Source organism: Rugamonas rubra (genome assembly GCF_900114705.1).
In the GTDB taxonomy this organism is placed as follows: Bacteria; Pseudomonadota; Gammaproteobacteria; order Burkholderiales; family Burkholderiaceae_D; genus Rugamonas; species Rugamonas rubra.
This window is the reverse complement of record NZ_FOTW01000009.1, coordinates 62626-81998: the sequence shown is the minus strand read 5'-3', so window position 1 is coordinate 81998 and position 19373 is coordinate 62626. Positions and strand designations below refer to the sequence as shown.

Here is a 19373-nt window from a genome sequence, read left to right as displayed (position 1 = left end):
ATCGATACAAGCTGAAAGCCGAACATGATCAAAATCCTTGCCCTGTCTGTCGCCGCACTCTCGTTCCTTCCCGGCCTGGCCCAGGCCGACGGCAAGCCGCTGCGCATCGGCTGGGTGCGCGCCATGGCGAACGCGCCAGCGCTGATCGCCGAGAAGAACGGCTACTACGCGCAGGAGGGCTTGAACGTCGAGCTGAAGGCCTTCGGCGACGGCCCCATCGTGCAGCAGGCGCTGTCCTCGGGCGACCTGGACATGGCCTACATCGGCGCGCCGCCGGTGTTCCAGTGGTTCGCGCGCGGGCTGAACAGCCGCATCCTGGCCAAGGTCAACTACGGCCAGGCGGCGCTGATCGCCACGGCCAACAGCCCGATCAAGAACGTGGCCGATTTGCGCGGCAAGAAGGTGGCCGGCCTGGCCAAGGGCAGCGGCATGGACCTGCTGTTGCGCGGCTACGTGGCCAAGGAGCTGGGCGGGCTGGAGCCGGACAAGGACGTCGACATCGTCAGCATGCCCGCCGCGAACATGAACGCGGCGCTGGAGCGCGGCCTGGTCGATGCCGCCTTCACCTGGGAGCCCTTCGTCTCGACCGCCGTGCTGCGCGGCAGCGGCAAGGTGCTGGTGGACTTGAACCAGAAGCTGCCCAACTACCCTTGGTATGTGGTGATGGCGGTGCCGCGCACCCTGGCCGAGCGGCCGGACGAGGTGGTCAAGGTGCTGCGCGCGCACCGCCGCGCCATCGCCTTCCTCAACCAACATCCGGCCGAGGCCAACCAGATCATCGCCGAGGCCTTCGAGATCGCGCCGATCAAGACCGCCGCCGGCGCCACCATCGCGCCGGCCGCCATCGTGCAGGAGGCGCGCAAGCGGCTCGGCTGGTCGGACAAGATCGAGCCGGCCGACCTGCGCTTCATCCAGCGGCTGATGGACTACTCGCTCGGTCTGGGTCTGCTGAACCGACCGCTGACGGCGGGGCAGATCGTCGACCCGAGCTGGCAACTGCGCGCCGAGCAGCCGGCGCTGGTGCGCAAATGAACGCCGTCGCCAACGGCGTGGAGTTGGAGGGCTTGAACCGCGCCCTCAATGTCGCCGAAGCGCGCGCCGCCGCATCGGGCGCCGGCGTCAAGGGCACCGGCCTGCGCCTGCGCCTGCCGACGCCGTCGTGGAGCTGGGCCGCCTTGCCCTTCCTGCTGCTGGTGTGGAGCGCGCTGGCCAGCCGCTTCCCGTCCTACATCCTGCCGCAGCCGTGGGAGGTGGCGCAGGAGGGCTGGCGCTGGATCGCCAGCGGCAAGCTGTGGCCGCAGCTGGCGGCCAGCCTGCTGGAGGAGCTGGGCGGCTTCGGCGCGGCCATCGTGGTGGCGCTGCTGCTCGGCACCAGCGCCGGCATCTCGCGCCGCTTCCGCGAGTTCGTCACGCCGCTCAACGGCCTGTTCATGGCGATCCCGCCGATCGCCTGGGCGCCGCTGACGATGATCGTGTTCGGCATCGGCTACATGGCCATCATCGCGGTGATCTTCATCGCCGCCGTGTTCCCGATGGCGCAGGTGATCCAGGACGGCGTGCTGGCGATCCGCAGCGACGAGGTGCGCGCCGCCCGCGTGCTTGGCGCCAGCCGGGTCCAGCTGCTGTTGCACGTCTACCTGCCGGCCTCGCTGCCGGCGCTGACCAGCGCGCTGCGCGCCGGCTTCAGCCAGGCCTGGCGCGCGCTGGTGGCGGCCGAGATGATCGGCGCCTCGCGCGGCATCGGCTGGATGGTGTCGATGGGCGGCCAGGTCGGCAACGCCGCCCAGGTCCTGCTCGGCATCGCGCTGATCGGACTGACCGCCTGGCTCGCCGAGCTGCTGGTGTTCCGCCGCCTGGAGCGGCGCCACGAGGGCTGGCGCGGCCATTGAGGCGCCGAGGCCGACAACACGCCAACAGAACAACGACAACAGAACAACGACAACAGAACAACGATAACGACTACGGGAACGGACCACATGAGCAAGCAAACTACCCCAGTGGCGACGGCGCAAAGCTACGCCGCATTGCGCGAAAAACTCGGCAAGCACTACGCGCCGGAAGGCCTGTACCTGCAGAACAAACAGCTGCCCTTCGTCGGCCGGGTCGCCTGCAACGTCGCGCGGCTGGAGACCGGCAGCTGGAACGAGATCGTCATCGACTACGAGGTGGGCGCGGCCGGCCTGGCCGACGGCGGTTGGTTCAAGGCCACCTTCAAGTTCTATTCCGACTGGGCGCTGTTCCAGACCAGCGACCCGACGGCGGCCAACTACATCAGCGCCGAGTACCAGTCCGGCAAGCTGGTGGCCGGGCAGAGCGCGGCCAGCGTGCAGTCGCTCAGCGTGCGGTTCGACCAGAAGGGCCACGAGCGGCCCTACCAGAAATCGATCATCGTCGACGTGGTGGACGGCTACCTCAACGCGGGCGACCACATCATCATCCGCCTGGGCGACCGGCGCGGCGGCGGACCGGGCACGCGGGTGCAGACCTTCACCGAGGACCGCTTCCGCTTCCGCTGCTACGTCGACCCGCTGGGCACCTCGCGCTTCGCCGCCGTGCCGGGCGATATCGTCATCGACATGGCGGCCGGCGCGCCGGCGCGGCTGCTGCTGGCCGGCCCGCGCTTCGCCCGGCCCGGCGAGCGCGTGCCCTTCCGCGTCTCGGCGCAGGACCGCTGGGGCAACGTCTGCCAGGCCGCCGGCGGCGCGATCCGCCTGCGCGCCTACGCGGCGGCGGGCGCCGCCGCGGATGGCGCTGCCGCCGCTGCCGCCGCCGCCGAGCCGCTCTACGACAAGCTGTTGCCCCTGCCCGAGCAGGGCTGGGCCAGCGTCGGCGCCGACGACCTGCCGGCCGACGCCGACCTGCGCGTGGTCGCCGAACTGGTCGGCGGCCGCGACGTCAAGCCGGCCAGCGCGCTGCTCAGCGTGGACCGGCGCTTCGGCGCGCCGCGCTCCTTCTACGCCGACCTGCACGTGCACGCCGGCGACACCGTCGGCACCAACAGCCCGGCCTACAACGCCGCCTACGCGCGCGACGTCGGCGGCATCGACGTGCTGGGCTACACCGCCAACGACTTCCAGATCACCGACGCCAACTGGCAGCTGGGAGTGGACACGGTGGAGGAGTTCAACCGGCCTGGCCACTTCGTCTGCTATCCGGTGCAGGAGTGGTGCGGCAGCTCGACCGCCGGCGGCGACCACAACGTGGTCTTCCTCGGCGACGCCGCGCCCGACTTCCCCTACAACAAACGCGGCGAGCACAACCGCACCTTCCTGTGGAACGAGGACATGAAGGGCGCCGCAGTGGAGACGGGGCGCTGGCCGGTGGAGGAGTTGTGGGCCGCCTATGTGGACGAGCCGGAGCAGCACCTGATCATGCCGCACGTGGGCGGGCGGCGCTACATCCCCGACTGGCACCACCCCGGGCTGGAACGGCTGGTGGAGATCGCCTCCAGCTGGGGCCACTTCGGCTGGTTGTACCAGGACGTCATCGCGCGCGGCTACCAGATCGGCGTGGCCGCCAGCGGCGACGAGCATCGCGGCCGCCCCGGCGGCGGCCCGCCGGGCACCCAGGTGTTCGGCGTGCACGGCGGCCTGACCGGCGTGCTGGCCGAGCAGCTCGACCGCGCCAGCATCGGCCGCGCGCTGCGCGCCCGCCACACCTGGGCCACCACCGGCGAGCACACCGCCTTGCTGGTCAAGGCCGGCCGCCACGTGCAGGGCGACGCCTTCCGCGCCGACGGCCCGCTCAGCGTCGACTATCAATTCCTCGGCGCCGCCGGCTGGGACGAGATCGCCGCCTACGACCACACCGGGCGGATCTGGCGGCGCAACCTGCACCAGGAGCTGGGCTTTTCGGAGCGCCTGATCCGCCTGCGCTGGGGCGGTGCGCGCATCCCCGACCGCTACCGCTGGGCCTCGTGGAAGGGCCGCATCACGGTCAGCAACGGCACCGTCAACCGCTACCAGTCGCACGGCTTCGAGCACGGCGAAGAGGTCTGCTGGCGCGACGGCCCGACCGGCATCGCCTTCCGCAGCGACACCTACGGCGACGCCGACAGCATCGACCTGGATGTCAGCAACCTGCGCAATTGCACCATCAAGGTCGAGGGCACCATCGACAGCTACGTCAAGGTGGGCGACCCGCTGCAGCGCAACCCCTTCGTCCACGCGCCGGAGTTCAGCTGGCAGATCAGCGGCGCGCAGCTGTTGGAGGAGGGCGGCCTGCGGCTGGAGCTGGGCGGCGCCGAGTTGTTCCTGGCATTGGAGCGCTTGACCGAGCAGGCCCTGCCGGCCGAGGTGTCCGGCACGCTGGAGATCGCGCCGCATAACGGCCCCTTCGGCCACCGCCCAGTCTACTTCTTCGGCCGCCAGCGCGACGACAGCAAGGTCTGGTCGTCGGCGCTGTTCGTCACCTTCGACCCGACAGCGCCGGCTTGACGCCCGATCCGGTCTGTGTGATATTAGCCGCCATGAACACCAAACACTCCTCGCCATCCGTCACCACCGCCTTCGCGCAGTGTTGTGATCGTGCGCTTGGGGAGAGCGTCGCGTAGACAGCCACGTTTGCACATTCCTCAAGGGCCACAGCGTTGAAAAACCTGTGGCCCTTTTTGTTTTTAGTTGACCTGATCCGGAAGACACCATGGCATTACACCTGTACGACACCTATACCCGCACGCAGCGGGAACTGCACGCGATCGAACCCGGCCGGATCGGTCTATATGCCTGCGGCCCGACGGTGTACGACTACGCCCACATCGGCAATCTGCGCACCTACATCTTCGTCGATTTGCTGCGCCGCGCCTTGGAATATGAGGGCTTCCAGGTCAACCACGTCATGAACATCACCGATGTTGGCCACCTGACTTCCGACGCGGACAGCGGCGACGACAAAATGGAGAAAGGCAGCCGGCGCACGGGGAAGTCGGCGTGGGACGTCGCCGAGGAGTACACGCGGGCCTTCAAGGAAGACCTGGCCTTGTTGAACATCCGCGCGCCCGCCACCTGGTGCCGCGCCACCTCGCATATCGCCGAGCAAATCGAATTCATCGCCGACCTGGAGCGCAAGGGCTACACCTACCGCACCGCCGACGGCATCTACTTCGACACCTCGCGCCAGCCGGACTACGGCTATCTGGCGCGCCTGGACCGCGCCGGCCTGCAGTCGGGAAAACGGGTGGAGATGGGCGAGAAGCGGCAGATCACCGATTTCGCGCTGTGGAAGTTCAGCGGCACCGTCGGCCTGCGTCAAATGGAGTGGGACAGCCCGTGGGGCGTCGGCTTCCCCGGTTGGCACATCGAATGCTCGGCGATGTCGGCCCGGCATTTGGGCGAGTACTTCGATATCCATTGCGGCGGCGAGGACCACGTGCCGGTACATCACAGTAACGAGATCGCCCAAACGGAAGCCCGGTATGGAACCCGGTTGGCCAATTTCTGGTTGCATGGCGCCTTCCTCAAGAGCGGGGACGGCAAAATGTCGAAATCGGGCGGCGCCTTCCTGCGCCTGCAAACGCTGATAGACAGGGGCATCGACCCCTTGGCCTATCGATACCTGTGCCTGACCACGCACTACCGCAGCCAACTGAATTTTACCGACGAAGCGCTCAACAGCGCGGCCAACGGGCTTGAGCGCTTGCGCACGCTGGTGTACCGGCTGGGCGTGCCGGGCCGAGCCGACGACCACTATCTCGAACGTTTTCGCGCCGAGTTGGGCAACGACCTGAACTTGCCGCGCGCGCTGGCGCTGGCGTGGGAAGTGCTGAAAAGCGGCCTGGCGGACGGGGTGAAAAAGGCGACGCTGCTGAGCTTTGACGAAGCGTTCGGCCTGCGGCTCGCTGTTTGGCAGCCCGACGTCGTCAGCATTCCGCAGGAGCTGGTCGAGTTGATGACTCGGCGCGAGCTGGCCAGGAGCGAGCGGCGCTGGTCTGACGCCGATCAGTTGCGCGCCCAGGCGAGGGAAATCGGCTATGACTTAGACGACACCCCGCAGGGGCAGCAAGCACGCAGGATGTGAGCCGGCATCTGCCGCCGGCGCAGGACGGGGGCGGGGGCGCCCCCGCGTTCCGCTAAGTCGGGCGTACCGGGCCGCGCGGTGCCGCCGGCTTGCGGCGCCACTGTTCGACCGCCTCGAACAGCAGCATGCCGGCCACCATCGCGCCGACGAACAGCAGCATCTTCGGCAGGCCCATGCCGGCGCCGACCAGGGCCGGGCCGGGACAGATGCCGGCGATGCCCCAGCCGATGCCGAACAGGCCGCTGCCAACCAGCAGGCGGCGGTCGATGGTCTGCGCCGTCGGCAGTTTCATCTCGGCGCCCAGCCAGCTGCGGCTGCGCCGCCGCGCCAGCGCGAAGGCGAGCACGCCGACGCCGATGGCGCCGCCCATCACCAGCATCAAGGACGGGTCCCAGTCGCCGGCCAGGTCGAGGAAGCCCAGCACCTTGGCCGGATTGGCCATGCCCGACACGATCAATCCCCAGCCGAACACCAGGCCGGCCAACAACGCGCTCACGATCAACATATGCGACTCCTTAAAACGACAACAAATGACGGGTGACGAAGACGGTGGCGAAGCCGGCTCCCATGAACACGGCGGTGGCGGCCAGCGAGCGCCAGGACAGGCGCGACAGGCCGCACACGCCGTGGCCGCTGGTGCAGCCGGAGCCGTAGCGGGTGCCGACGCCGACCAGCAGGCCGGCCAGCACCAGCGCGCCGTCGCCGGCCGCGACGCTGACCGGCGGCAGGGTGGCGAACAGGCTGTACACGACCGGCGCGGCGAGCAGGCCGCCGATGAAGGCGGCGCGCCAGCCGATGTCGCCGCGCAGCGGCCGCAGCAGGCCGCCGAGGATGCCGCTGATGCCGGCGATGCGGCCGTTGAACAGGATCAGCAGCGCGGCGGCGACGCCGATCAGGGCGCCGCCGAGCAGGGCGGACCAGGGGGTGAATGCGTTCCAGGCGATGGTCATAGTGGTTTCCTTGTATAGCATGAACGATGAATGGGGAATCATGGCGTCGCACGCGCCCTGGCGCGCGACTCTTTATAGCACGGAGCGGGCCATCAGCGCCGCCGCGACGGCGGCCGACAAGAGCGCGAAAGCCTGTTGCAGCCGGGGGCCGGCCAGCTGGCCGCCGATGGCGCGGCCGGCCACCATGCCGGCCATGGCGCCGGCCGAGAACGGCAGCGCCACCGCCCACTGCAGGTGGCCGCTGGCGGCGCTGGCGGCCACGCCGGACAGCGACACCAGCGCGATCACCGCCAGCGAGGTGGCCACCACCGACTGCATGGCCAGGTCGGTGTAGCGCTGCAGCGCCGGGATCATGACGAAGCCGCCGCCCACGCCGAGCAGGCCGGACAGGGCGCCGGCGAGCAGGCCGGAGACGGCCAGGGCGCGGGCGCAGGGCGCCGTCCACACCAGCTTGCCACGGCCGGCGTCGAGCCGGCAGGGCGGCGCGCGGCGCGCGGCGGCGCGCGCCGCGTGCAGGCTGGCGGCGGCCGCGTCGTCGGCCGCCGCCACGTGCGGATGGGCGCGGCGCCAGGTGCGCCAGGCCACGTACAGCAGCACCAGCGCGAACACGAAGCTGAGCGGCCGGTTGGGCGTGCGTTGCGCCAGCCACAGGCCGAGCGGCGAGCAGACGATGCCGGCGCCGGCGACCAGCAGCGCCGCCTTGTAGCGCACGATGCCGGCCTTCAGCCCCAACAAGGCGCCAAGGCTGGCGGCCATGCCGACGGCCAGCAGGCCGATGGGGCCGGCGTCGGCCATGCCCAGGCCGGCGCCGAACACCAGCGCCGGCACCGCCAGGATGCCGCCGCCGGCGCCGGTCAGCGCCAGCACCACGCCGATGGCCAGGCCCAGCGCGGCCACCGTCGGCGTGGCGGCGGTGGTGGCGAAGGTGGCGAGGAGGGCGCTCATCGGTCGGTCAACTCCGGCTTGGCCAGCCATTCGCGGCCCTTGAGCATGCCCTTCCAGTATAGCGGCGGTAGCATGCGCGCCTTGAGCAGCCAGGCCAGGCGCGAGGGCCGGGTGCCGTCGACCAGCCAGGTCGGCAGGCTGGGCGCGAGCTTGCCGCCGTAGCCGAACTCGGCCAGCACGATCTTGCCGCGCTCGACGGTGAGCGGGCAGGAGCCGTAGCCGTCGTACTGCGCCGCGCCGTCCAGCAAGCCGAGCGCGGCGAGCACGTTGTGCGCCACCACCGGCGCCTGCTTGCGCGCGGCGGCGGCGGTCTTGGCGTTGGCCGAGTTGCCGGCGTCGCCCAGGCCGTGGATGTTGGGGTAGCGGCGGTGGCGCAGGCTGGCCGGGTCGATGTCGACCCAACCGGCGGCGTCGGCCAGCGGGCTGACGCGGATGAAGTCCGGCGCCGTCTGCGGCGGCACCACGTGCAGCAGGTCGTAGTCGCGCTCGACGACCTCCTTGCCGCCGTCGGGCAGCACGCGGCTGAAGCTGGCGCGCTTGCGCGGTCCGTCCACCGCGCACAGCGTGTGGCCGAAGTGCAGGTCGATGTCGTATGCCGCCACGTACTCCATCAGCGCCGGCACGTAGTCGGGCACGCCGAACAGCGCCGGCGCGGCGCTGTAGAAGTCGATGCGGATCCGTTCGAGCAGGCCGGCACGGCGCCAGTGGTCGGCCGACAGGTACATGGCCTTTTGCGGCGCGCCGGCGCACTTGATCGGCATCGGCGGCTGGGTGAACACGGCGCTGCCGCCGCGCAGCTTGCGCACCAGCTGCCAGGTGTAGGGCGCCAGGTGGTACAGGTAGTTCGAGGTGACGCCGTGGCGGCCGAGCGAGTCGGCCAGGCCGGGCACGGCCTGCCAGTCCAGCTTGATGCCGGGGCAGACCACCAGCTGCTGGTAGCGCACCACGCGGCAGCCGTCGAGGATGACGGCGTTGCGTTCCGGCTCGAAGGCGGCCACGGCGGCCTTGATCCAGTGCGCGCCGCGCGGAATGGTGGCGGCCATGGTGTGCGCCGTGCTGGCCGGCTCGAACACGCCGGCGCCCACCAGGGTCCAGCCGGGCTGGTAGTAGTGCACCTCGGCCGGGTCGATCAGCGCCACGTCCAGTTCCGGGTGGCGCGCCAGCAGGCTGGCGGCGGTGGCCACGCCGGCCGCGCCGGCGCCGACGATGACGACACAGTGCTCGGCCTCGGCCACCTCCACCGGCGTGCGGCCCTGGTTGGCGATGCGCCGCACCACGCCCTTCATGTCGTAGCCGGCCCGGCCGGCCGCCGCGACGATCTCCGGCAGCGACAGCCTGCCGGCCTGCGCCAGCGCCCACATCGTGGTCGAGCGCATGCCGCTGCGGCAGTAGGCCAGCACCGGCTTGGGCAGGCTGTCGAACAGGGTGCCGAAATCGGCCGCCTGTTGGTCGCTGACGCGGCCCGACTCGGCCGGCAGGTAGTGCGCCTGCAGGCCCAGCTCGCGCGCCAACTGGGCGAGCTCGGCGAACAGCGGCTGGTCGGCCGCCTCGCCGTCGGGACGGTTGCAGACGATGGCGCGGTAGCCGGCCTGGTGCAGCGCGACGATGTCGGCGCGCTTGAGCTGCGGCGCCACCGCCAAGCCCGGCGCCAGCGGCCGGAGGTCCAAGGTTGATTGCATAGCTGTCTTCGGGTCAGACCGCGTTGAGCGGGATTTTCAGGTAGCGGATGCCGTTCGCTTCGGGCTCGGGCAGCCGGCCGGCGCGCATGTTCACCTGCACCGACGGCAGGATCAGCGTCGGCATCTCCAGCGTGGCGTCGCGCGCCTTGCGCATGGCAACGAACTCGGCCTCGCTGATGCCGTCGCGGACGTGGATATTGTGGGCGCGCTGCTCGGCCACCGTGCTGACGTAGCGCAGTTCGCGGCCGCCCGGCTGGTAGTCGTGGCACATGTAGAGCAGGGTGTCGGCCGGCAGGCTGAGCACCCGGTTGATCGAGTGGTACAGCGTGCGCGCGTCGCCGCCGGGGAAGTCGCAGCGCGCCGTGCCGTAGTCGGGCATGAACAGGGTGTCGCCGACGAAGGCGGCGCTCTGGCGGCCGTCGCCGACCACGTAGCTCATGCAGGCCGGCGTGTGGCCGGGCGTGTGCAGGGCGCGGCAGGCCAGCCCGCCGATGTGGAACTCCTCGTTGTCGGCGAACAGGTGGTCGAACTGGCTGCCGTCCTGCGCCATCTCCGGACCGGCGTTGAACAGCGCGCCGAAGACGTGCTGCACCTCGGCGATGTGTTGGCCGATGCCGATGGCGCCGCCCAGTTGCTGCTTCAGGTAGGGCGCGGCCGACAGGTGGTCGGCGTGGACGTGGGTCTCGAGTATCCACTGCACGCTGGCGCCCAGTTCGCGCACGCGGGCGACCAGGCGGTCGGCGTGGGCGGTGCTGCTGCGGCCGGACTTGTGGTCGTAGTCGAGCACGCTGTCGATCAGCGCGCATTGTTTGCTGGCGCTGTCGAGCACCAGATAGCTGACGGTCCAGGTGGCGGGGTCGAAGTAGCCCTCGACCTGGAGGGCGCTGTTGTTGCTACTGCTGGGCATGATGGAACTCCTGTGGCGCGTGGGGCAAGTAATTACTCACCGCAATATGTGTGCCAGCCTTATGGGGGCGCTACCGATACCGCAAGCGCTTGATCTGGCGACGTTTCGTATCAGGATCGCGCCTGACAAGGGCATAAGCGCTGCCATTGCGCTTGGCAGTGGCAGTGCGTTGGCAGTAAGTTGGCAGCGTTATTGACAGCGTGGCAGCGATGGCGCACAGTGGCGGGCATCGCCAGGAGAGTTCATGTCGCGCACCATCCCCATCGTCCCGGCCGCCGTCGGCGCGGCCAGCCCCTCCTGCGCCGCTACCGGTTCCGCGTCGGACCTGCCCAAGCGCGCCCAGTTGCAGGCGCTGCTGTCGTATCTGGAGCACGAGGCGCAGCCGATGATCGTGCTCGACCCGGAGTACAACATCCTCGCCGCCAACACCGCCTACCAGCGCCAGTTCGCCAGCGTCGACCAGCCGTACATCGGCCACAAGTGCTACCGCATCTCGCACCACTACGATCTGCCCTGCGACCAGGCCGGCGAGCACTGCCCGATGACGCGGGTGCGCGAGTCGCACGGCCCGGACCGCGTGCTGCACATCCACCACACGCCGCGCGGACCGGAGCACGTCGAGGTCGAGCTGCGGCCCATCCTCAACAGCGCCGGCGAGATCTGCGCCTACGTCGAGCGCTTGGTGCTGGTGCGCAGCGCCTCGGCGCGGCCCAGCGGCGCCGGCCTGGTGGGACGCTCGGCGGCCTTCAACCAGGCCATCGCCGCGTTGCATCGGGTGGCGCCGGCCATGCTGCCGGTGCTGCTGCTGGGCGAGTCCGGCACCGGCAAGGAGCTGTTCGCCCGCGCCGTGCACGAGGCCAGCGCGCGCGCCGGCGGCCCCTTCGTGGTGGTCGACTGCTCCGGCCTGACCGAGACCCTGTTCGAGAGCGAGTTGTTCGGCCACGAGAAGGGCGCCTTCACCGGCGCCAGCGCGCGCAAGCAGGGCCTGGTGGAGACGGCCCAGGGCGGCACGCTGTTCCTCGACGAGATCGGCGACGTGCCGCTGGCGATGCAGGTCAAGCTGCTGCGCCTGATCGAGACGGGCACGTACCGGCGCGTCGGCGGCGTCGAGAGCCTGCGCGCCGACTTCCGCCTGGTGGCGGCGACCCACAAGCCGCTCGAGCGCATGGTGGCGGAGGGCGCCTTCCGCACCGACCTGTACTACCGCATCAGCGCCTTCCCGATCCACCTGCCGGCGCTGCGCGAGCGGCGCGACGACATTCCGCTGCTGGTCAACTCCTTCCTGCAGCACAGCGAACCGGGCCGGCGCGCGCTGACCATCACGGCGGAGGCGATGGCGCAGCTGCAGCGCCACGACTGGCCGGGCAACGTGCGCGAGCTGCGCAACGTGCTGGAGCGGGCGCGCCTGTTCAGCGACGACGGCGTGATCCGCAGCGCGCAGTTGCCGCCGTTGAGCGGCCTGCCGCCGCGGCCGGCACTGGCGGCGCCCGCAGCGCCGGCGACGGCGACGGTAGCGCTGGACCACGGCGCCATCGACGGCGCCGCGCTGGAACAAGCGGTGCGCGATTTTCGCGGCACGCGGCGCGCGCTGGCCGCGCATCTGGGCCTGAGCGAGCGCACGCTGTACCGGCGCTTGAAGGCGCTGGGGCTGGCGTGAGACCGGCCGGCGTCTGCTGGCCTGAGTGCGGCCACATGCCATGGCAAGTCATGTAAGATAGTCGATATCCGATGTCAGTCCTCACTGGGGGCGCCATGCGCACAACGATAGCAATTGATGACGATGTCCTTGCTGCGGCGAAGGATCTTGCTGTGCAGCAGAGAAGAAGCGTCGGCGAGGTCATTTCCGAGCTCGCCCGCCAAGCGCTTCAGCCGCAGGCTGCGATAGTTACGCGAAACGGCGTACCGTTACTGCCGAAGCAAGCGAGCGCCGTCCCGGTCACCCTGGAAATGGTCAATGCCTTGCGGGATGAGCTAGGGGTATGACGTTCCTGCTTGACGTGAATGTCCTCATCGCGTTGATCGACCGCAGCCATGTTCAACATGACCTTGCCCACGATTGGTTTGCAAGGGAAGGAGCGAGCGCTTGGGCCAGCTGTCCGATCACTGAAAACGGCGTGCTAAGGATCGTTGGGCAATCGCGATACCCCAATTCGCCTGGACCTCCATCTGTCGTGGTGCCTCTAATGGAAACCATGTGCGCACTTGACGGCCATGTGTTTTGGGCGGACGACATTAGCTTGCTAGATGAGTCAAAACTGGATGCCACGTTGTTGCGCCATTCCGCCCAGGTCACGGATAGCTATTTGCTTGCTTTGGCCAAGGCTCATGGCGGCAAGTTGGCAACATTGGACCGTCATCTCATCACCACCGCAATTGATGACGGTGCCAATTCCCTTTGCCTTATCGCTTAAGGCTGACTGGTGCCCCTTGGTGGTTGGCAGCATTTGGTTTGGGTTCGGCGGTGGATTCGCTTATGATCTGTCCCTTGGGCATGCACGTAGTCGGCGAGGTGGGGATTTAGGCCGCGCTGCGCGCAGCAATGCCGGCAATCTCAATTTGGACGCGAATGAACATGACGATTATTGAATTACCATTTCGGGCGACGACCGAAGAGGCCTGCGACTGGCTGGCGCAGCAGACCGCGACGCCGTGGACCCTGGCGCGACTGATCGAGAACGAACTGATCCCCTACGTTTGGCTGGACTACGACGCCGCCTATCCCGAGCTGTTCGGCGACGCCAACGGCGGCTACGCGGCACCCATCTTCCTCGAAGGCGACACGCAGCGGCTCGCCGCCGGCAGCGCGGACGTGCTCATCACCACCACCAAGGACGCCTACAAGATCGTCACCAAGCTGCCCGAACCCGGCTTCCGCCGCGAGTTGCACGAGTTGCGCTTCCAGAAGCGCGACCTGGAGCGGCTGGCCGCCAAGCTGAAACGCGAGGCCGAGCCGGTGCCGGTGAAGGTCGAGGCGGCGAAGGAGTCGCAGGCCGGCATCAACCGCGAGCAGGTGCTGGCGGCCTTCGCCGGCATGGCGCGCCTGGATCTGGAGCAGGCGCTGACCGACGCGCTGGGCATCTTCAGCGACGACGGCGCGCGGGTGAAGAGCAGCGTCAAAAAGACCAAGAAGAACGCCGTGTGGAATCCGATCACGCTGGCGCTGGGCCTGAACGACGTCTACCGCGTGCCGATCTCGCGGCTGAAAAAGGCCTTCCAGCAGCACGAGTTCTTGCACGAGTGGGTGCCGGAATGGGAACAGTCGCTGGCGCTGCTGGGCAAGTAGGGCGCTCTTGCCGCATTAATGAAACCGGGCGGCGGCCGCCGCGCGGAACACGTAATTGAAAGGTTTGCCATGGTTTTGCTTGAATTTTCGATGTCGCCGATGAGCCAAGGCGAAAGCGTCAGCCGCTACGTGGCGCGCTCGCTCGACATCATCGACAAGAGCGGTTTGCCCTACCAGTTGACGCCGATGGGCAGCATCATCGAGGGCGAATGGGCCGAGGTGATGGCGGTCGTTACCGCCTGCTTCGAGGCGATGGAGACGGACTGCGAGCGCATCAGCACGCAGATCAAGATCGACTACCGCGCCGGCCCGGCCGGCCGGCTGAAGTCGAAGGTTGACACCGTCGAGAGCATACTCGGCCGAAAACTGTCGACCTGAGCGTCGTCCTGCCCGCCGCCCCGGGCCGGCCGCCGCGCCCGGCTACGGCGCCGTCACCAGCTCGCTCAGCTCGGCCACGCCGACCGGCGCCTTGCTGCGCCATGGCAGCACGAACAGCCGTTCCGCCAAGCCGCCGGCGATGCGCGCCATTTGTTTGCGCTCGCCCGTCATTCTGGCGGCCAGCACCGGATCGTGGGTGCCCGACGCCAGGATGCTCTTGTTGAGCACCCAGGCGTAGGGTTGGATGTCGGCGCGGCGCAGATCGTCCTGTAGCGCGGCGGCCTGCGACACCGGCGTCACCTCCGGCAGCGTCACCAGGACGATCTTGGTGTAGCTGGCGTCCTGCAGCCGCATCAGCGGCGTGACGATGCGCGCGCCGGCGTGGCCGGCGAACTCGCGCACCATCTGCCGGTGGTAGGCGCCGGTGGCGTCCATCAGCAGCAGCGAATGGCCGGTGGGCGCCGTGTCGAGCACGACGAAGGCGCTGCGCGCCTCGCCGACCACCTTGGAGAAGGCGTGGAACACGGCCACCTCCTGCGTGCACGGCGACTGCAAATCCTCCAGCAGCAGCGCGCGTTCCTGCTCGTTGAGGGCGGGCGACTTGGCCGCCATGATCTTGTCGATGTAGCGCTGCGTCTCGACCTCGGGATCGATGCGGCCGACCAGCAGGCCGGGCACCTCGCCGGCCAGCGTGGCGGCCAGGTGCGCGGCCGGGTCGGTGGTGCTGAGGTGGACGCTTTTGCCGCGCCGGACCAGGCCGAGCGCCAGCGCGGCGGCCACCGTCGTCTTGCCGACGCCGCCTTTGCCCATCACCATGATCAGGCCGTGGCCGGCCGCCGCCAGTTGGTCGGCCAGCGCGTCCAGCCCACCTTGCGACAGCACGGGTTCGGCCGCCGCCGTCGAGGCCGTCGAAGCGGCCGCCGAACCGCCCGCGAGTTCGGCTGCAAGTTCGGCCGCGAGTTCGGCCGCGTGGTCGGCAGCGGCGGCCGGCGCCAGCAGCGCGCGCAGCGCGGGCAGGCCGACGGTGTCGAAGGCGCGCAGCGGCACGCGGTCCTGCGGCAGCGCGCGCAGCGAGGCGGGCAGCGCCTCCAGCGCCTGCCGGCCCAGCTCGGCGATGGCGCAGGCCACCGCGTCGCTCGGATCGCTGGCCTGGAACACGCCGTTGACGACCAGCCGCTGGTTGTCCACGCCCAGCGCGCGCAACTCCTCGCAGGCGTGCTCGGCCTCGTTGATCGCGCCCTTGTCCGGCCGGGTCACCAGCACGATGGTGGTGCGGGCGGCGTCGCCCAGCGCCGCCAGCGCGGCCTTGAAGTGGACCTCCTGCATTTTCAGGCCCGAGTGCGGTCCCAGGCAGGAGGCGCCCCGGTCGTTGTCCTCCAAAAAGCCGCTCCAGGCCTTGGGCAGGCTGAGCAGGCGCAGCGTGTGGCCGGTCGGCGCCGTGTCGAACACCACGTGGTCGTAGGCGCTGGAATCGTCGGACAGCAGCGAGGCGAATTCGTCGAAGGAGGCGATTTCGGTGGTGCAGGCGCCGGACAGTTGTTCGCGCACGGTGGCGCGCTCGCCGTCGCTGGCGGCGGCGCCCATCTGCGCCAGCACGCGGCGGCGGTAGGACTCGGCCGCCGTGTCCGGGTCGATGTTGAGTACCCACAGGCCGGGCGCGCCGGGCACCGGGGTCGGCACGTTGGCCAGCGTGATGCCGAGCATCTCGTCGAGGTTGGAGGCCGCGTCGGTGCTCACCAGCAGCACGCGCTTGCCGCCGTCGGCCAGCGCAAGCGCCGTGGCGGTCGACAGCGAGGTCTTGCCGACGCCGCCCTTGCCGGTGAAGAACAGGTGGCGCGTCGGCCGGCGCAGCAAGGTCAAGCCAGCGGGGACGAACCAGCCGGCCACCTCGTCGCGGGTCGGCACATGGCCGTTGTGTACCAGCTTGCCATCGATGACCACGGCCGGGGTGGCGGTGGCGCCGAGGCGCTTGATCTCCGCCGGGTCCTGCACCTTGATGATGTCGCAGGGTATTCCGGTTTGCCGCGACATCTCTTCAATGGAGGCGATGGCGTGTTGACACTTGCTGCAACCGGAGCCCAGTACTTTGATTTCCATTGGTTCACCTAGGTTTGAGGTTGTGGAACAGGGCGCCGGCCGGGTGCGCCGGAGAAGACGCCATCGTAACCGTCATCAAACGCCAAGTAATTGATGTAGATCAAAACGCTCCGAAAGTAGCCATTCCGTAAAGTTTCTTCACTTGATTGGACGTGGGCGGTGGCGCGGCCACTTTTTCAGGATTGGGTCGCGTTTTGACCTAGATCAATCAATTGCGCAATCGGACGCGCCACAATGGGACGCAGCCCAAGGTTCTATCCCGCGCCGGTGAGTTGCCGGCGCCCTTCTTCTCCGCCCGAGTCTTCCCGAAAGGAACTCCATGAACTCCAGTCGCCGTTTCGCGTCATCCGCCGCCCTGATCGCCACCCTGCTGGCGCTGGCCGGCTGCGCCACACCGCAGGACGAGCACCGTGGCCATCATCCCCGATCGGCGGCGCCGGCCGGCGAAGGCATGTCCGGCGCGCAAGGGGGAATGCCGATGATGGACATGAAGGCGATGTGCGAGATGCACGCCAGCATAATGCGCGGAAAGACGGCCGAGGAGCGCCACGCGCGGATGATGGAGAACATGAAGGGCGACTCGGCGGACAGGATGAAGACGAAAATGATGATGATGGACGAGAAGTGCAAGTAGTCCGCTTCACAATCGGAATCATGTTCATCTGCACGCGCGCGCCACTTCACAGCTTCCAGTATTCACCGCATTCCGGGCTGCCTTGACAATCATTGCCTAGGCAAGTATCTTCCCGCAATCGAGAATATATTGGAACGCGCGCATGACACTCCCCAACGAAAGCCAGTCGATCGACGGCATTGAAACCCTGGACGCATTGTTCTCCTGGCGTGCGCAAGCAAGTCCCAACGCCGAGGCATACCGCCAGTTCGATCCGATCGCGCAGCAGTGGGTGAGCCATAGTTGGCGCCAGATGGTCGAGCAAGTGGACCAGTGGCGCGCCGCCATCGCCAAGCTCGACCTGGCGCGCGGCGCGCGGGTCGCCATCCTGCTGCCAAACAGCGTCGCCGCCATCTGCGCCGACCAGGCGGCGCTGGCGCTGGGGTTGGTCACCGTGCCGATGCACGCGCTCGACAACCCGGCCAGCATCGGCTACATCCTGAGCGACTGCCAAACCTCGCTGCTGATCGCCACCACGCTCAAGCAATGGCAGGCCATTGTCGCCAGCAGCGGCGCGCTGCCCGATCTGAAGCAGGTCGTCATCGTCGAGGACATGGCGGCGGACGAGGCGCAGGACCGTTCCGCCTGGCCGGCGCTGGAGCACGTCGGCACCTGGCTGGGCCAGGGCGCCGCGCCGTCGCTGCCCATCGAGCCGCCGGTGCAGGCGGAGCAGCTCGCCTCCATCGTCTACACCTCGGGCACCACCGGCCGGCCCAAAGGGGTCGTGCTGAGCCACCGCAACGTGGTGTCCAACGTGCGCGCCGTGATGAGCCGCGTGCATCCCCAGCCCAGCGACGTGTTCCTCTCCTTCCTGCCGCTGTCGCACACCTTCGAACGCACGGCCGGCTATTACCTGCCGATGGCGGCCGGTAGTTGCGTGGCCTTTTCCCGCTCGGTGGCCTTGCTGGGCGAGGACTTCAAAATTGTCCGGCCGACCATCCTGATTTCGGTGCCGAGGATTTATGAACGCATCCACGCCAAAATCCAGGAGGGCCTGGTGCAGGCCGGCGGCGTCAAGCGCATGCTGTTCGAGAAGACGCAGGCGGTCGGTTGGAGCCGCTTCTGCCGGCGCCAGAAGTTGCCGCTGGAAGCCGGCGCCGGCGGCGTCGTCGACGCCCTGGTCTGGCCCTTGTTGGACCAGCTGGTGGCCAGCAAGGTGCGCGCCGTGTTCGGCGGCCGGTTGCGCTGCGCCGTGACCGGCGGCGCCGCCATGCCGATGGGCGTGGCGCGCACCTTCCTGGCGATGGGCATCCCGCTGCTGCAAGGCTACGGCATGACCGAGACCTCGCCGGTGGTGGCGGCCAACGCGCTCGACAACAACTGGCCGGCGACGGTCGGTTGCGCCCTGCCGGGCGTCGACGTGCGGATCGGCGAGGCCAGCGAGCTGCAGGTGCGCGGCGCCTGCGTCATGCAGGGCTACTGGGGCCGCCCCGAGGACACCGCGCTGGCGATGACGGCCGACGGCTGGCTGCGCACCGGCGACCAGGCGGTGATCGAACAGGGCCACATCCGCATTTCCGGCCGCATCAAGGAGATCATCGTCACCTCGACCGGCGAGAAGATCGCGCCGGCCGACGTCGAGCTGGCGATCATGTCCGACCCGATGTTCGAGCAAGCCATGATCGTCGGCGAGAACCGTCCGTACATCGCCGCCTTCGTGGTGCTGAACCGGACGCTGTGGCCGGCGCTGGCCAAGGAACTGGGCGTGGATGTGTCGGCGATGGTGGAGGCCGACGCCACGGCCGTGCGCGCCGCGCTGCTGGCCCGCATCAAGGACGGCTGCAACCACCTGCCTTACTATGCGGTGCCGCGCACGGTGTCGTGGAGCATGGCGCCGTGGACGGTCGAGCAGGGCTTGATCACGCCGACGCTCAAGCTGAAGCGCAAGGCGCTGCAGGGCCGGCTGTCGACGGAGATCGAAGCGACCTACGCGCGCAAGGGGAAGTAGGGCGCTCGCGCCCTTTCCTGACAATCGATTCTTGAACCAGGACGCTCCATGCGGCAAATCTACACGCAGAAGAATTACCAGCCGCGCTCCAGCATCGGCACCCTGGTGCACCGCGCGCGGGTCGAGATCGGCGACGCGCTGGACCGCGAGATGCTCCAGTTCGACCTGACCGCCGCGCAGTACGTGGTGGTGTCGATGCTGGCCGAGGGCCGCTGCGACAACGCGGCGCAGATGTGCAAGGAGATGCCCTACGACCCGGGGGCGATGACGCGCATGCTCGACCGGCTGGAACAGAAACAGTTGGTGCGCCGCGTGCGCAGCCAGGAAAACCGGCGCTCGGTCAGGCTGGAGCTGACCGAGGCCGGCATCGCCATCCACCCGGTGCTGCGGGCGGCCTCGATCGCCGTCTTCAACCGCCTGTTGCACGGCTTCAGCGTGGACGAGGCGCGCCAGTTCGAGTCGTTCTTGATGCGGCTGTTGGCCAACGCGGACGGCTGA

The 19373-nt window shown here is 68.8% G+C and carries 18 protein-coding genes and 1 pseudogene; 13 read left to right on the top strand and 6 right to left on the bottom strand.

From position 1 onward, the window contains the following. Window positions 1-24: 24 nt before the first annotated feature. The 4 genes from BM252_RS09585 (at window position 25) to cysS (ending at window position 6015) form a co-directional block, all read left to right on the top strand. Window positions 25-1032, top strand: a complete 1008-nt coding sequence (locus BM252_RS09585; RefSeq protein WP_093386828.1) for an ABC transporter substrate-binding protein — start codon at window positions 25-27, stop codon at window positions 1030-1032. After that, complete coding sequence (locus BM252_RS09580; RefSeq protein WP_093386826.1) at window positions 1029-1889, top strand: ABC transporter permease; 861 nt, start codon at window positions 1029-1031, stop codon at window positions 1887-1889. Before BM252_RS09585 ends, BM252_RS09580 begins: the two co-directional genes overlap by 4 nt. Window positions 1890-1976: 87 nt before the next feature. Then, window positions 1977-4436 carry a CehA/McbA family metallohydrolase domain-containing protein gene (locus BM252_RS09575; protein ID WP_093386823.1) on the top strand — a complete coding sequence of 820 codons (2460 nt, stop codon included), beginning with the start codon at window positions 1977-1979 and terminating at the stop codon, window positions 4434-4436. 205 nt (window positions 4437-4641) lie between these two features. Then, a complete protein-coding gene (gene cysS, locus BM252_RS09570) occupies window positions 4642-6015 on the top strand; it encodes a cysteine--tRNA ligase (RefSeq protein WP_093386821.1) in 1374 nt (457 codons plus the stop codon). Between the two features lie 52 nt (window positions 6016-6067). Here cysS and BM252_RS09565 read toward each other — a convergent pair whose 3' ends face one another. From BM252_RS09565 to BM252_RS09545, 5 genes are all read right to left on the bottom strand, one after another. Beyond that, window positions 6068-6520 carry a YeeE/YedE family protein gene (locus BM252_RS09565; protein WP_093386819.1) on the bottom strand — a complete coding sequence of 151 codons (453 nt, stop codon included), beginning with the start codon at window positions 6518-6520 and terminating at the stop codon, window positions 6068-6070. A 10-nt stretch (window positions 6521-6530) separates the two neighbouring features. After that, a complete protein-coding gene (locus BM252_RS09560) occupies window positions 6531-6965 on the bottom strand; it encodes a YeeE/YedE family protein (RefSeq protein ID WP_093386817.1) in 435 nt (144 codons plus the stop codon). Between the two features lie 72 nt (window positions 6966-7037). Further along, a complete protein-coding gene (locus BM252_RS09555; RefSeq protein ID WP_093386815.1) occupies window positions 7038-7910 on the bottom strand; it encodes a sulfite exporter TauE/SafE family protein in 873 nt (290 codons plus the stop codon). Then, window positions 7907-9577 (bottom strand): bifunctional protein tyrosine phosphatase family protein/NAD(P)/FAD-dependent oxidoreductase, encoded by a 1671-nt coding sequence (locus BM252_RS09550; RefSeq protein ID WP_093386812.1) that lies wholly within the window; start codon window positions 9575-9577, stop codon window positions 7907-7909. The genes BM252_RS09555 and BM252_RS09550 overlap by 4 nt, the downstream gene beginning before the upstream one ends. 25 nt (window positions 9578-9602) lie before the next feature. After that, complete coding sequence (locus BM252_RS09545; RefSeq protein WP_093386809.1) at window positions 9603-10496, bottom strand: MBL fold metallo-hydrolase; 894 nt, start codon at window positions 10494-10496, stop codon at window positions 9603-9605. A 385-nt stretch (window positions 10497-10881) separates the two neighbouring features. Here BM252_RS09545 and BM252_RS09540 point away from each other — a divergent pair. The 6 genes and pseudogenes from BM252_RS09540 to BM252_RS09520 form a co-directional block, all read left to right on the top strand. Further along, window positions 10882-11958 (top strand): annotated as a pseudogene (locus BM252_RS09540) (sigma-54 interaction domain-containing protein); the annotation flags it as partial. Then, entirely contained in the window at window positions 11938-12153 is a 216-nt protein-coding gene (locus BM252_RS32200; protein ID WP_425442292.1) for a helix-turn-helix domain-containing protein, read from the top strand. The pseudogene BM252_RS09540 and the gene BM252_RS32200, both read left to right, overlap by 21 nt. A 95-nt stretch (window positions 12154-12248) precedes the next feature. Then, the gene (locus tag BM252_RS09535) at window positions 12249-12479 is read left to right on the top strand and encodes a ribbon-helix-helix domain-containing protein (RefSeq protein ID WP_093387257.1); all 231 of its coding nucleotides are present in this window, start codon (window positions 12249-12251) and stop codon (window positions 12477-12479) included. Further along, a complete protein-coding gene (locus tag BM252_RS09530) occupies window positions 12476-12907 on the top strand; it encodes a TA system VapC family ribonuclease toxin (protein WP_093386804.1) in 432 nt (143 codons plus the stop codon). Before BM252_RS09535 ends, BM252_RS09530 begins: the two co-directional genes overlap by 4 nt. A gap of 161 nt (window positions 12908-13068) precedes the next feature. Next, window positions 13069-13779, top strand: a complete 711-nt coding sequence (locus BM252_RS09525) for a hypothetical protein (RefSeq protein WP_093387255.1) — start codon at window positions 13069-13071, stop codon at window positions 13777-13779. Window positions 13780-13797: 18 nt separating this feature from the next. Beyond that, window positions 13798-14157, top strand: a complete 360-nt coding sequence (locus BM252_RS09520; protein WP_342742488.1) for an MTH1187 family thiamine-binding protein — start codon at window positions 13798-13800, stop codon at window positions 14155-14157. 42 nt (window positions 14158-14199) lie between these two features. On the opposite strand, the gene arsA is transcribed toward BM252_RS09520, so the two are convergent. Further along, window positions 14200-16254 carry an arsenical pump-driving ATPase gene (arsA, locus tag BM252_RS09515; protein WP_093386798.1) on the bottom strand — a complete coding sequence of 685 codons (2055 nt, stop codon included), beginning with the start codon at window positions 16252-16254 and terminating at the stop codon, window positions 14200-14202. Window positions 16255-16573: 319 nt separating this feature from the next. Here arsA and BM252_RS09510 point away from each other — a divergent pair, with 319 nt between their 5' ends. The 3 genes from BM252_RS09510 (at window position 16574) to BM252_RS09500 (ending at window position 19373) form a co-directional block, all read left to right on the top strand. Beyond that, window positions 16574-16888 carry a hypothetical protein gene (locus tag BM252_RS09510; RefSeq protein ID WP_093386796.1) on the top strand — a complete coding sequence of 105 codons (315 nt, stop codon included), beginning with the start codon at window positions 16574-16576 and terminating at the stop codon, window positions 16886-16888. Between the two features lie 142 nt (window positions 16889-17030). Next, a complete protein-coding gene (locus BM252_RS09505; protein ID WP_093386793.1) occupies window positions 17031-18875 on the top strand; it encodes an AMP-dependent synthetase/ligase in 1845 nt (614 codons plus the stop codon). A gap of 48 nt (window positions 18876-18923) precedes the next feature. Beyond that, the gene (locus tag BM252_RS09500) at window positions 18924-19373 is read left to right on the top strand and encodes a MarR family winged helix-turn-helix transcriptional regulator (protein WP_093386791.1); all 450 of its coding nucleotides are present in this window, start codon (window positions 18924-18926) and stop codon (window positions 19371-19373) included.